This window comes from Pseudomonas borbori (assembly GCF_900115555.1).
Lineage (GTDB): Bacteria > Pseudomonadota > Gammaproteobacteria > Pseudomonadales > Pseudomonadaceae > Aquipseudomonas > Aquipseudomonas borbori.
The window spans coordinates 16,296-29,919 of record NZ_FOWX01000021.1; the positions used below are offsets into that span (position 1 = coordinate 16,296).

General features: G+C 65.0%; 10 protein-coding genes. All 10 read right to left on the reverse strand.

Going from position 1 to position 13,624, the window contains the following annotated elements; genetic code table 11:
- Positions 1–172 precede the first annotated feature (172 nt).
- The 10 genes from BM315_RS15575 to alg8 all read right to left on the reverse strand — a co-directional run bounded on the left by BM315_RS15575 (position 173) and on the right by alg8 (position 13,580).
- Positions 173–820, reverse strand: a complete 648-nt coding sequence (locus BM315_RS15575; RefSeq protein ID WP_090502578.1) for an alginate O-acetyltransferase AlgF — start codon at positions 818–820, stop codon at positions 173–175.
- A gap of 148 nt (positions 821–968) precedes the next feature.
- Complete coding sequence (locus BM315_RS15580) at positions 969–2,126, reverse strand: alginate O-acetyltransferase (RefSeq protein ID WP_090502580.1); 1,158 nt, start codon at positions 2,124–2,126, stop codon at positions 969–971.
- A gap of 12 nt (positions 2,127–2,138) precedes the next feature.
- A complete protein-coding gene (locus BM315_RS15585; RefSeq protein ID WP_090502582.1) occupies positions 2,139–3,611 on the reverse strand; it encodes an MBOAT family O-acyltransferase in 1,473 nt (490 codons plus the stop codon).
- A gap of 201 nt (positions 3,612–3,812) precedes the next feature.
- Positions 3,813–4,907, reverse strand: a complete 1,095-nt coding sequence (locus tag BM315_RS15590) for a mannuronate-specific alginate lyase (RefSeq protein WP_090502585.1) — start codon at positions 4,905–4,907, stop codon at positions 3,813–3,815.
- A gap of 7 nt (positions 4,908–4,914) precedes the next feature.
- Entirely contained in the window at positions 4,915–6,354 is a 1,440-nt protein-coding gene (locus BM315_RS15595) for an alginate O-acetyltransferase (protein ID WP_090502588.1), read from the reverse strand.
- 15 nt (positions 6,355–6,369) lie between these two features.
- Positions 6,370–7,971, reverse strand: a complete 1,602-nt coding sequence (gene algG / locus BM315_RS15600) for a mannuronan 5-epimerase AlgG (protein ID WP_090502590.1) — start codon at positions 7,969–7,971, stop codon at positions 6,370–6,372.
- A gap of 10 nt (positions 7,972–7,981) precedes the next feature.
- Positions 7,982–9,496: an alginate export family protein gene (locus BM315_RS15605; protein ID WP_425287791.1), complete on the reverse strand. Its 1,515-nt coding sequence runs from the start codon at positions 9,494–9,496 to the stop codon at positions 7,982–7,984.
- A complete protein-coding gene (gene algK / locus BM315_RS15610; protein WP_090502592.1) occupies positions 9,493–10,881 on the reverse strand; it encodes an alginate biosynthesis TPR repeat lipoprotein AlgK in 1,389 nt (462 codons plus the stop codon). The genes BM315_RS15605 and algK overlap by 4 nt, the downstream gene beginning before the upstream one ends.
- A 13-nt stretch (positions 10,882–10,894) precedes the next feature.
- Positions 10,895–12,061, reverse strand: a complete 1,167-nt coding sequence (locus BM315_RS15615; RefSeq protein WP_090502594.1) for a PilZ domain-containing protein — start codon at positions 12,059–12,061, stop codon at positions 10,895–10,897.
- A 31-nt stretch (positions 12,062–12,092) separates the two neighbouring features.
- A complete protein-coding gene (alg8, locus tag BM315_RS15620) occupies positions 12,093–13,580 on the reverse strand; it encodes a mannuronan synthase (protein WP_090502596.1) in 1,488 nt (495 codons plus the stop codon).
- Between the last annotated feature and the right edge of the window lie 44 nt (positions 13,581–13,624).

Consider the following 13,624-nt stretch of genomic DNA (forward strand, 5'->3'; position numbering starts at 1 on the left):
TCGGTACTCCTAAAGCATTTATGCGTTTGGTTGGGCAGCTCCCGCGCGTTGGCGGACTGCCCGCTTACCCAGGCCGAACGATCGGCGTTGGGGGACCACTCCAGAACGCCTTCTCGTGAAGGCGCTGTTCGCATGCCGGTCTATTGCCGGTCTTTGCTGTTGTTCGGGTTGCTCATTCGTTCCTGGCCGGGCGCTTGACCCACACCGGCGAGAGCTGGCTGCCGCTGCCGGTGATGTACAGGCTGACCACCTCGCCGCGCGTCAGGGCGACGGGCTTGAGGTCGCTGATCTTGTTGTCGCCGTCGAACAGCGCCAGGCTGACCTTGACCGGGTTGACCTCGCGCTCGCCGTTGCCGTCCGGGGCGACTTTGTCGACTACCGCGGCCTTGCCGTCGGCGGTCTTCAGGCTCAGGCTGCGGTCGGACAGGTTCTGCACCCGCAGCATGGCCTTGTGCTTGTTGCTGAATGCGGCTTCCGACACCAGCTTGGGTTCGCTACCCGGCTGGTTGACCAGGGTGTAGTAGCGGCCGGCGTCGAGTTTCACCGGCAGCCTGTTGCTGCCGACCTGGGCGCTATAGCTGCCGGCCGGCAGATAGCTGAAGTCGCTGGAGCCCAGCGGGGCGATGTCGCTGAGGTCGGTGTTGCCGACGCTGACGCTGAGCTCGCTGTTGCCGGCGTTGTAGGCGCGGACGAAGGCCGATCCCTTGGGCGCCTGCGGGGCATAGAGGGCTGCGTCGCCGGCCTGGGCATGGAGGGCGCCGACGCTCAGGGCGAGGGCGCAGGCGTAGGACGTCCAGCTGCGTTTGTTCTGTCTGATCATGGGTGTTCCTCCATCTTGCGGTTACAGGGCCGCGGGGGCGTGGTGTAGCGAGCGGCTGCGCCGTTCGGGTTCTCTAGCTCCGTAGGATGGGTTGAGCCTGCGATACCCATCATCGCAGCCGCATGGGTATCGCTTCGCTCAACCCATCCTACGGGTAGGGGGGGCAGCGGCTGGCGGTGGTCGCCAGACGTTGCTGGCGGCTGTCGTTCTTCAGTTCGGCGATCCAGTCCGGATCGAAGTCGTCGAGATCGCTGGCCATCGGCAGGTAGCGTTCGGGGAATTCCCAGATCAGCAACTGCGGCGGGGCGTCGGCAAACTCGTCGCTTTGCAGGTACTTGAGCATCGGCACTATCGGCCCCTGGCCGTCTTCGGCGTGGTTGCTCAGGTCGCGTTGCAGGTGTTGACGCAGGGCCCCGGCAAAATTCCAGTTGGGGTTGGCGCTGTAGCTGGTGCCGACCAGCGCCACCGGGATGTCGCTGTCGGCGAACAGCGCATCGGCTCCGCCGGCCTGGTCCGCCGCGCGGGTTTGGTACTGCTGCAGCTGGTCGGGTTCGGGCAGCAGTCGCTCGAACAGCGGCGCCAGTGGCAGGAAGCTGGTCAGGTCACCCAGCAGTGGCTGCTGTTGGGTGGCCTCGGTGACGAACGCCTGCGGTTCGCCGTTGAGGGCCAGCGAGCGGTTCACGGTCTCACTCAGTTGGCGCGCGACCAGGTCCGCGCCCAGGGGTGTCCAGTGGGTGTCGGTGCGCAGGAACAGCTGACCGCGGCTCTTCTCGGCCTGCAGGCTGGCGAGCAGGTCTGGCGCGGCGATGTCGGCATTGCGCACCTCGCGGTGGAAGCGCTGATAGAGGTCCGCGCGCTGGCTGCTGATGCGCTGGTCGCCGAGGTACTCCGGGTACAGGCGCGCCTTGGCCGGCACTATCGCCAGCAGCAAGCGCACATTGCGCTGCGCCAGTTGCTCGCGCACGCCGCGGATCAGCGCCAGGTTGTCGCGCTGGTGCTGGCGGCCATCGGCCACCGGGTTGAACTCTTCAGCCGAGTACAGCCAGTCGTGCTGGCCGATCACCACGCCGGGGCGGCCTTCGTTGAACAGCACATAATCCAGCGCGGCCCAGACGTTGGTGCCGAGCTGCTTGATCGGGAATTGCTTGTCGTAATGGCTCTCGAAGTTCGTCGCCAGGTTGCCGTCGAGCACGCTGAACTGGTTGGGGGCCTGGTAACTCAGAACCCCGCGCAGGGACCAGAGCAGCAGCAGGCTCAGCACGCCGAGGAACAGGGCGACGTAGAGTTTGCGTAATGGACGCGTCATGCTCGGCCTCATTCAGAATTGGAAATACAGAAAGGGGGAGTAGCTCTGCGCCGAGAGCTTCAACAGCGAGGCGCAGAACAGCAGCAGCAAGGCGCCACGGACCAGGTAGCGCGGCATGGCGGCGCTCCAGCTGGCCTGTTGCAGCAGCACGCCGCCGCTGCCCATGACCAGGCCCGCTGCAGCGTCCGGGCGCGTGTGGCGGTAGAACTGGCGCAAGCCGCAGAAGGCCATGACCGCATAGGCCAGGACCAGGGTGGCGATCTGCAGGTCGCCGACATTGGCCCGGCCCAGTTCGCTGAGCTGCCAGCCATCGAAGGCGAACAGCGCGGCGTACATGCGCCAGGCCACGTCGAGGTTCTCGGCGCGGAAGATCACCCAGCCGAGCATCACCAGCAGGAAGGTCAACAGCCACTTCAGCGGATTGATCGCCTTGGGCGCGGCGTTCACCCCGAACAGGCGCTCGATGGTCAGCCACATGCCGTGCCAGGCGCCCCAGATCAGGAAGGTCCAGTTGGCGCCGTGCCACAGGCCGCCCAGGAGCATGGTCAGAAACAGGTTGCGGTAGGTGTTGAAGGTGCCCTTGCGGTTGCCGCCCAGCGGCACGTACAGGTAGTCGCGCAGCCAGGTCGACAGGCTGATGTGCCAGCGCCGCCAGAACTCGGTGATCGACTGGCTGATATAGGGCTGGTTGAAGTTTTCCATGAAGCGGAAACCCATCATCAGGCCCAGGCCGATGGCCATGTCGCTGTAGCCGGAGAAGTCGAAATACAGCTGCGCGCTGTAGGCGAGCATGCCCAGCCAGGCGTCGCCGCTGCTGGGGTCCTGCAGGGCGAAGAGGTGGTCGACCAAGGGTGCCAGGCTGTCGGCGATGAACACCTTCTTGACGAAACCCTGCATGAAGCGGGTGGCGCCTTCGCTGAACTTGTCGAGGCTGTGGGTGCGCTCGGTGAACTGCTCGGCCAGGTCCTTGTAGCGCAGCACGGGGCCGGCAATCAGTTGCGGGAACAGGGCGATGAAGGCGGCGAAGTTGATCAGGTTTTCCGTGGGTTTGGTGTCGCCGCGGTAGACGTCGATCAGGTAGCTGAGCGACTGGAAGATATAGAAGGAAATGCCGATCGGCAGGATCACCTGGGTCAGCAGGAACGGCTCGAAGCCGGCGCCTTCCAGCACCTTGTTGAGGTTTGCCACCCCGAAGTTGGCGTACTTGAAGTAACCCAGGGTCGCCAGGTTGCCGGCCACACCCCCGATCACCCAGCGCTGCGCCGCCTTGCTGCGTACCCCAGCCGCATGGATGCGCAGGCCGAACCCGTAGTTCCACAGGGTGACCGCGGCGAACAGCAGAAGGAAATCCACTCGCCACCAGGCGTAGAAGGCGTAGCTGCCGAGCAGGATCAGCAGGTTGCGATAGCGATTACTGCTCAGGTAATACAGGCCGAGAAAGATCGGCAGGAACAGGAACAGGAATACGTTGGATGAAAAGACCATCCGTAGATCTCCGTTGAATAACCACTCTTCAGAGGCTCGCAAGCCCCCCTTTCCCCCCGCGCGCGGGAGGCTGTTTCTACGTCCGTAGACGGACTTGCAAACTGCCGCTATTGGTAGGATGGGTTGAGCGAAGCGATACCCATCGACGTTCTCGTCAGCGCCTTAGCTGCGGGCATCGCTTGGCTCAATCCTTTCCCGTAATCAGCTATCGCCCCGCTGCTTTGGCTCGAATACCCGGGTCACGTTGCCGCCGAGGCGGAAGGTCTTGAACGGGCCCATCTGCTGCTTGAGTTTCTCGGTGTCGGCCGAGCAGGCATAAAGCGTGCAGTAGGGCGCCAGCCAGGCGTATTTGTTGTCCTTTTTCAGGTCTTCCATGTCCTGTTTTTCGCCGGATTTGCTGGCGAAGTCGTCTGGGTCATTCACCCCGTCCAGTACCCGTTCGGCCAGGCGCTTGAGCGCGCCCTGGTTTTCCGGACGCAGATCCACGGCGTTGGCCTGGGCGAAGCTGGCGATCATCGTCAGCGGCGGCAGGGCGTAGTTGTGGTAGGCCAGGGCGCGCTGCTTGCGCTTGATTTCGTTGGGCAGGAAGCCCTGATCATCGACCTGGCCCGCGGCCACGCGGAACTGCTCGACGGACCAGTCGAACAGGTCGCGGCGGTCGAGCGCCACGGCGGCGGCCATCACCGACCAGGCGCTCCAGTAGGAGTGGTTGTTGATCTTTTTCAGCGGCAGGTCGCTCCAGTCCTGCACCGCCTGCTCGGCCAGTTTGGCGAACCAAGACTCGATCACCCGGACTTGCTGCGGGTAGGCGGCCAGCGGCTGGGATTCGGAGAATTTCAGCTGCAGGTAGGCACCCGCCAGGCTGCCCAGCGCCCATTTGCGCATCGACTTGCCGGTATGGTTGTAGTCGCTGGAGAGCAGCGCATCGGCTTCGGCCCAGCTGCTCAGCCAGTCCATGGCGCACGCCAGCTGCTGCGGCTGGCCGTCGCGCAGGTAGTGCATGACCTGCTTGTTGAAGTCCTTTTCCAGGCGGGTGATGCTGGCGGTCTGCTGGCGAAAGGCCTTTTCCGCCTTGCGGTTCAGGGTCGCGCGGGCCTTGTCGGAGCCCTCGTACTTGCTGGTGAATTGCAGCGTGCCGGTGTAGGGCGTGGGCACGCTGGGGCAGGCCTGTGGCGCGCCCTTGCGGGTTTCCACCGGCGCGTAATAGCCCTGTGGCGGGCGCAGGGCGGCCTGGCTGGCGCAGGCCAGGAGCATGGCGCCGAGCAGGCAGGGCAGGGTCAGTGTGCGCATCGGCATAGGCACCTCAGGAGTCGCTTGCGGCGAGCTGCGCCGGACTGGAGAAATCGTTGCGCCTGCACACCCGCGCCTGCACCTCGAGCGGTTCGCCGGTGCCCGCGGGGGCCATGATTTCCAAGGCGAACAAGTTCAGCTCGGCCCAGTCGCGGTCGTCGCGCAGTTCGAAGGCGAAACGGCCGTCGGTGTCGGCGGTGTTGGGCTTTTCGAGCTTGACCTTTTCGCGGCGCCCGCTGAGGTACCAGAGGGTCGCCTCGAGGGTTTTCACCGAGGGGTCGCTGAAGCGGATGTCCACCTGGTGGCGCTTGCTCGGCAGGTCCAGCAGTTGTCCCTTGCCGTTGACCAGCACCTCGTTGGCACCCGGGCGCAGCCTGGTTTTGTTCGAGAGCAGAACCTCCTTGCCCTCGCAGCCGTTGCCCAGCATGGCCATCATCTGCCGGTGGATCTTGTCCGAGGCCAGGTCATACAGCGGCGAGAACTCCCAGATCAGGATCTTCGGCGGGTTGTTCTGGAACTCGTCGCTGCCCAGGTATTCCAGCATCGAGCCTTCCAGGCCGCCGCCGGCAAAGGCGACGTTGAGTACATCGGCGCCAATGTGCTGCTCGAGGAAGCCGCCGAAGTTGTAGTTCGGGCCGCTGTGGCTGGTGCCCACCAGGGTGATCTGCGGAGTCGCGCTGTCGCCGAACAGCTCGTCGCTGCCGCTCTCGTTCTTCGGTTCGGTGGCGAACTGGTCGATGTACTGCGGGGCATAGACGGTGCCGCAGAGCTGGGTGGCCACCTTCTGCATGGTGCCGGTCTTGCCCATCAGGCCGATGCGCTGGCTGACGAATTCCTTCTGCGGGATCTGCGCGAAAGCGGGGATGCGCTTGACCGTTTCGGCCACCAGACGCGCCGTGCGCTCGGCGCCGTAGGGGGTCCAGTGCTGGTCGCGACGGAAGTAGAAGGCTTGCTCCTCCTGCTCGTCGGTCAGCGGCGAGAGGTCGGGCACCCTCAGGCCGACCTCCGCGAAGTTGGCCAGGGCCTGGCGATAGTTGCGCAGCGCCAGATCGTAGTCGAAGCGGGCCTGGTCTGCCGGCTTGAGCTTGTTGCGGTTGACCAGGCCACGGGTCGGTTGATAGACCACCACCAGTTCCACGCCGCGGCTGTTGAAGGCTTCGCGCAGCTCCTTGAGCATGCGCAGGCCCTCGGCGCTGGTGCCGAATTCGGTGCGCAGGTCTTCCTGGGTACGGAACAGCCAGGCGTCCTGCGCATCGATCAGGGTGGTGAAGTTCTTCATGTAGTTGCTGGTGTACTGGCTGGCGTCATGGGCCGCCGGGCACAGGGAGCAGCAGTCCTCCACCTGGTATTGCGGAGCCTTGGTTTGTTCTGCGGCCTGCAGCCCCGCGGCGGCCAGGCAGATCGCCGCCGCCAGGGGGCAGAGGCCAAGCCATTTGCTATCACGCACTTTCATAGAAACTGCCTCAAATTAGTTGTGCAGGTCGACCTGGTTCTCGACCGGGTCGATGAGCACGGCCAGCTTGCGCCGCACCAGCAGGTCGAGGATTTCATCCTGGCGTTCGCCGAGGATGCCGGCGAAGCTGATGCCGGTGCTCTTGCTCGGCGCGAGCATGTCCACGCGGTACAGCTCCACCGACAGCGGCGAGTCGATCGACAGCGGGCTGGAGCCGTTGGCGGCGAGCTTGCCGCCGACCAGGATCAGCGAGACTTCGGTGTCGAAGGGGTCGAGTTCGAGGTCGCGGTCGGTGTCGGAGAGGTCCTTGATGTGGCCGTAAATGCCGGTCAGGCCATTGGCCGCCGAGATGTTCTCGTACAGGCGAATATTGGTGCTGTTGCGCAGGCGGATGCCGTGGCGGGCGTTGTTCAACACCTTGTTGCCCCACAGCAGGTTGTCCGAACTCTCGTAGATGGTGATGCCGTCGGACTGGTTCTGGTACACCTCGTTGTAGGCCACCAGGTTGCGCACGCTGTTACGGTCGAGGACGATGCCCGAGAGCTTGTTGGCGTAGCTCTTGTTGTTGATGATCCAGCTGTCATCGACCTCGCGGGAAATGATGATGCCGTGCTTCTTCCTGGTCCCGTACACGGTGTTCTCGGCGATGATCAGGCCGTGGGAACGGTCATGCGGGTCGATGCCGTAGACGATGTTGTCGCGGTAGGTATTGCCCTTGATCACCACGTTCTCGGCCTCATAGCAGTAGAAGCCGTACCAGTGGTCGACGAACTCCGAGTCGATCAGCCAGCCGGTCGGCTCCGGGCGCTTGAGGCGGGCCTGCATGCCGGGGGTGTACTGGGTGATGCTGACGCCGTAGGACTTGCTGTTGTCGTAGCCCAGGCTGGTGAAGACGCTGCCCGAGACGTACAGCTCGCTACCGCCCCAGGACACCAGAAACGGGCGGAACTCGCTGCCCTTGCGCAGGCTGGCCGGGCCGTTGTCCGCCTCGCGCCAGGCGGTGAGCCGGGTGTCGGTGAAGAACAGCTGGCCGTCGTTGACCACGAAACTGCCGCGCTCCTGGGACAGGCGCAGATCCTTGGTGTCCTTGCCCACGTGCAGGGTCGCACCCTGGGCCACCACGAGCGGCAAGCGCGCCAGGTAGACGCCCGGCTCGACCTCGCGGAACTGGCTGTCCGGCAGGGTCTTGGCGATGTCCTGCGGGGTGACGTAGCCGCCCTCGATGAAGATCGCATGGGGCATGCCGTTCTGCCGCTGGACCCATTCGCGCAGGCGCTCGTTGCCGCCGATGAAGTCCTTCAGCGCATCCTGTTGCAACATGCGCCGCACCACCACCTTGCCGCCGGGCGTGCGCTCGATCTTGGCCTCGACGGCAGCGGCGGTGTAGCCGCTGAGATCGGGCAGCTTGGGCTCATCCAGATGCAGCTGCTCGACGGGTACGCTGGTTACCGTGTAGTTGCTGGTTTCCTTGAGTGCCCGGGGCGCCGTCTTGCCGCTGTCGAGCGCCGGCGCCGCCTGCACCCAGGGCGCCGCCAGCTGCAGCGCGCCAAGCAACAGGCCGCTGCAGAGCAGGCCGGCTGCACAGCCTCGTTTGAGTTTGCCTGGTGGTTGCTTCATGGCGTTGTCCTCAGTACTTCCAGATCACGTCGACGAAGGCGCGGTGCATCAGCGAGTCGCTGTCGTTGCCGTAGGCATCGCCGGGCTTGAACACGCCACCGCGAAAGCGCACCAGCGCCGACGGCTCGTCGATCGCCTGGCTCATCGAAGCCGGCAGCAGGCCCTGCTTGAAGTACTTGGTGGCCACCAGGTCCAGCTCCTGGCCGAGGTCTTTCTCGCCGTCGATCAGGTCCACTTGGGGCGCCGTACCGATGCCGTCATGCAGGGGATCATCGATACGCGCGTTGATCCCGCTCCGGCCGATCTGCTGGCGGTCGTCGACCCGCCAGAACTTGTGGTAGACCAGGCTGGCGTCGTAGTCCTCGGCCAACTGCCAGGAGCCGAACAGGGTGGCCGACTGCAGGTTGCTCAGCTCGCCGCGAAAGGCCTCGCCGTAGCGATGGACTCTGCTGCGGGTGCCGGTGAAGGCGGAGCGGTTGCTGTGCAGGCCGGTCTGGCGATAGCTGCCCGTGCCGTTGCCGTCGTCACCGCCGCTGCCCCGGGCGTAGGCGCCGCCGACTTGCCAGTTGGGGTCCAGACGAAAGCGCAGGCCCAGGTCGGTGCCCCAGGCGCTGACGTTGTCGCTGTTCTTGCCGGTGGCGATTTCCTGGCCGTTGTCGATGGCGCGCGTCAGGGCTTCGCGCTCGCCGGTCAGCGAGGTGAGGCTGGCCCAGTAATTGACCGGCTGCTGGTTGCGGAAGTTGTAGGCATCGCTGTGGGCCTGCACGCCGAGCCAGGTCAGCTCGCCGGTGGCGCGCTTGTCCAGGGCGTCGATCGGTTCGCCGGGATTGGCCAGCTTGCCGTCATCGCGTGAGTGATGGGCACTGAGGCCGAGCCAATGGCCCGGGCGCCACTGGGTCGCGACATCGCCGAACAGGTGCAGACGATCCTCGTCTTCCGGGGCCAGTTCGTCGAGGTCGGTGCGGTAGTCGCTGAAGCGCTGCGCGGCGCCGAGGCTGGCGCGCAGCAGGGTGGTGTCGAAGGTCCAGTTCAGCGCTTCGATATGGGTATCGCGCCATTGCCCGTCATCGTTGTGCAGGCGTTGGCGACCCAGGCGCAGGTGTTCGCCGGGGTAGTCGGTGAGGCCGGCGTAGTCGACCCAGAATTCGCGCAGGGCCAGGTAGTTCTTCTCCCGCTCGCGGCCATCGGCCTGGGAGTCGCCGGCCAGCTCGGGGTCGGAAGACTCCAGGGTGTCGGTCTCGATAATGTCGCTGGCGACCACCGCCTGGCCCATGGCGAAGGCGCTCCAGGCGCCGCGCTGGCCATAGAGCCAGGGGCGCAGGTCGGCACCGATACCGTTGACGTCGCCACCGTCGCGGGTGCCGAGGTCGCGGTCATCTTCCGATTGCGCGGTGATCTTGATGTCGAGGCCGAAGTTGTCGTCGCTCATCTGCACCGCCCAGGCCGAGCTGGCGGAGAGTAATGACACGCTCAGGCCCAGGCCTGCGGTGATCCTGTTGAGTTTCATCGCGTAGTCCTTGTTCATTGGGTTTGCGCCTGCAGCGAGGCTTGGGCTTGCCAGGCGTTGCCGCGCACCTGGCGTTCATCGCGCAGCAGTTGCTCGGCCTGGCTGCGCTGGGTCGGCGGCAGTTGCTGCTCGATCTGCCGCGCCAGTGCGCTGGCTTGTGGGGTGTTCTTCGGCAGCGCCAGTTGGCTGAAGATGAAGGCGTTGACCAGATCCGGGCGTATGCCTTTGCCCTGGGAGTACATCTGGGCGAGGGCGAAGTCGGCGTTGATCTGGCCGTTACGGGCGGCGCTGAGCAAATGATCCAGGGCTTGCTGCGGATAGACCTCGCCGAGGTAGCCGCGCAGGTAGATCTGGCCGAGGAAGTAGTTGGCGCTGGGTTCGCTGGGCGCGGCCTTGCGCAGATGCTCTTCGGCCTTGTGCGGGTCCTGCGGCACCAGCTTGCCCTCGTAGTAGAGCCGGCCGAGCAACAGTTCGGCCCGCGGCAGCGCCGCGGCGCGGCCGTTGTCGAGGTAGCCGAGCAGGGTCTCGATGTCGCCCAGGCCCGGGTAGTCATAGAGCAGGCGCGCCAGGCTGACCCAGGCGGCCGGGTAGGCCGGGGCGATGGTTTCGAGCAGTTGCTGGGCTTTGCCTTCGTCCGGCGTGCCCAGTTCGGCGTCGGCCAGCACCTGGGCGACGGCATCCACCCGCTGCGGGCTCACCACGGCGCTGCGGTAACCCGCCATCAGGCGCTGCAACAGGGCCTTCTGCTTATCGGCCTGCCCCCGCTTCTGGTACACGGTGGCCAGTTCGACGTAGCAGACATCGGCCTCGGCGATCAGGCCTTGGCAGATCTGTTCGATTTCACCCAGGTGCTGGTCGTAGTTGCCCTGGCTGCGATAGAGGAGGATTTGCGCCAGATCGGCCTGGCTATGGCCTTGCTGGCGCCAGCTGGAGATGCGTTGTTGCACGTTCATAGCGGGGAAATCCTCTGGGTATTGCAGGTAGAGCATGACCAGCGGCAGCAGGCTGCTCGGTTCACCCGCGGTGAAGGCGTCATTCAGCAATTCGGCCGCTTCGAGGCGCTCGGCCTGGCTGGGATTGACCTTGCGCGCGAGTAACTTGCCCAGGCGCGCCTTGGCCCGCGGCGACTCGTCCAGGGCCAGGCGGTAGGTCCGCTCGGCTTTTTCCAGGTCTTGCGGCGTGCCGCCGGCCATGTGCAGATCGGCCAGACCGACCTGCGAATTGACGTAGCCCAACTCCGCCAGGCGCCGGAAGTTCTGCTCGGCGGTGCCGGTGTCGCCACGCTTCAGCGCTGCGGCGGCCAGGCGCTCGTCCGGCAGCCCGGCGCAACCGGCGAGGGTCACGGCCAGGGCGAGCGCCAGCAGGGGCGCGGCATGCATGAGACGGGGGGCAGTAGTCGCCATTGCCGAGTCCTCCTCAGAGACCTTTCGCCAGGGCCTTGTCGATCACCCAGTCGAACGACGGACCGCGATCGAGGATGACTTCGACCGGCTGGCCGGCGAGGCTGCTGTTGAGTTTCTGCTCCGGTTCGATGATCACGCGGATATCCGCCGACAGGCCGCCTTGATGCAGGCTGCTGCTGACGATCTGGCCGTAGCGGGGGCTGTCTTCGCCGGCCACCCAGAAGCTGGCGCGGCTGCCGGGACGCGCGCGGGAGAAGTCGCGGTAGGGAAAGCTGGCCAGCACCGTGGCCTTGGTGTTCTGCGGGACCAGTTCGAAGATCACATCGCCCTTGCCGGCGAACTGACCGTCGGCCACCAACTGACGGGCCACCTTGCAGTCGCACGGGCTGGTCAGGGTGCCCTGCATCTGCTTGCCGAACAGCGCTTCGACATTCTCCGGGGTCATTTGCTCGTCGGTCAGGTGACCCTTGAGCATCTCCAGCATGCTGGCGGAGAAGGTGGCAATGGGCGCGCCTTTCGCGACTATGGCGTCCGCTTCGATCAGGCTCTGCACCATGCCTTCGCGCGGCATGGTCACTTGCAGGCTGGCTACGTTGACCAGGCCCGACTCGGCGTGGGTGACGAAGTAGATGCCGTAGACCGACTTGAAGATAAAGCCGAAGGCGGCCAGGCCGACCAGGAAAATCGCCAGGCTGAAGGTCACGGCCTTGAGCCGGCCGAACAGGCCCATGGCGGAGCCGCCCGCGCCGTTCTTGCGCGCCTTGGTGAAGTTTTCCCGCTGCAGGGTGCTCAGCAGGTCGCCGGCGCTGACCAGTTCGCCGCCGAGGAAGGCGCTGATCAGGTAGCGCAGGGTGGCCTGCTCGCGTGGCTTGAGGTTATGGAACTGGCAGCCGACGCGGCCGTTGTCGGCATTCACCGAGCGCACCTGGAACTCGATATCGACGCCCAGGTCGAGGCTGTCCAGCTTGAACTGCAAGCGGCCCCTATGGAAGTCGCCGACCTGCACCGGCACCTTGCCGGCGCTGAAGCAGAAACCGCCGGCCGAGATGTCGCCGATCGGCTGGTCGACCCGCTCGCGGTTCTTCGTCAGGTAGCGCAGCACGGCCGGGATCTTGACCCGCGCATGTTGCCGCTGGGCTTCCGATTCATGGACCACATTGACGTTGACGGCTGTATTCATGGTTGCAAATTCCTGTTCGAAAAGGGGCCGGTCACACCAGCGCCAGAAGCGTGGCGATAAAGACGCTGGCAGCAGCAAAAGTCATGGAGCGCGAGGACCAGGTGTTGAACCAGCGCTGGAAGCTCAACAAACCGCGATCGAGCTTGGTCGGCTGGCGGGTCCAGGACTGCTGGTCGAGGCGGAAGAACACGTAGATCTTCACCATCGCGCCGACGATCTGGTTGTAAAAGAGGATCACCGGGTAGGCCGGGCCGATGCGGTGGCCACTGATGCTGAGCAGCAGGGTCAACACCAGGCGGGTCAGGCCGATCCACAGCAGGTAGGCGATGAAGATGCCGGGGCCGTACTTGATGCTGGCGATGATCGCCACGCTCAGGCCGAGCAGGCTGGTCCACATCGACACGCGCTGGTCGAACAGCACCACGCTGGTGAACCAGCCGAGGCGGCGGGTGCCCAGGCGCAGGGCGCGGGCGTTCTGCCGCAGGTTGTTGCCGTACCAGCGGAACATCAGCTTGCGGCTGGCCTTGATGAAGCTCTTCTCCGGCGGATGCTCGACCGTGTTGATCGCCGCATCCGGCACGTAGAAGGTGTCGTAGCCCAGGCTCATCAGGCTGTACCAGCTCGACTTGTCGTCGCCGGTGAGGAACTGGAAACGGCCCAGGCGCCAATGCTCGAGGTGATCGCTTTCCACGTCGGCGATGAACGCGGGGTTAGTGACCACTTCGGCGCGAAACACCGACATGCGTCCGGTCATGGTCAGCACCCGCTTGCTCAGGGCCATCGAGCACATGTTGAGGTGGCGCTGGGCGAAGCGCAGCTTGTGCCACTCGCTCATGATGTAGCCGCCGCGCACCTCGCAGAACTCGTTGGTGGTCAGGCCGCCGACATTCGGCAACAGCTTGAACCAGGGCACGGTCTTGCGCACCACGCCCTCGCCGAGCACGGTGTCGCCATCGATCACCGCGACCACTGCGTTTTCATCCGGCATCTGCCGGGAAATGGCGCGAAAGCCGTAGGCCAGGCCGTCGCGCTTGCCGGTGCCGGGGATGCGCACGAAGTCCAGCTTGACCTGCTCCGGCGGGTTCATCCGGGTCCAGAGGTTTTTCACCAGCAGTTCATCGGACAGCTCGACGATGGAACACACCAGGGTGGTCGGGTAACCGCAGTCGATCGCCTCGCGAATCACCGAGCGGTACACCTGGGCGGTGGTCAAGGCGTCGATGCGAAAGCTGGTGACCAGCAGAAACACCTGAGAAGGGTCGGCGTCCTTGCCGAATTTTTGCAGCTTGCGCTGGTAATAGGGGTACACCACATAGAGAAACAGGATGCCGCGCACGAAGTGCACCGCGCCCATGGAATAACGCCAGATGCCCACTGCGCCGATCAACAGCAGGTAGTCGCGCGACTCGGGGTCGAACACGCTCCTGGGCAGCGCCAGCGCGAGCAACATCAGCAGTGATAGGTAGAACAGCCAACCCGCGGCTTCGAGGAGCGCGGTTCTCAGCGTGTTTGTGTGCATATGCGTATCCATCGTGTGCGCCGGCCGAACCTCGGGCGAGGGTG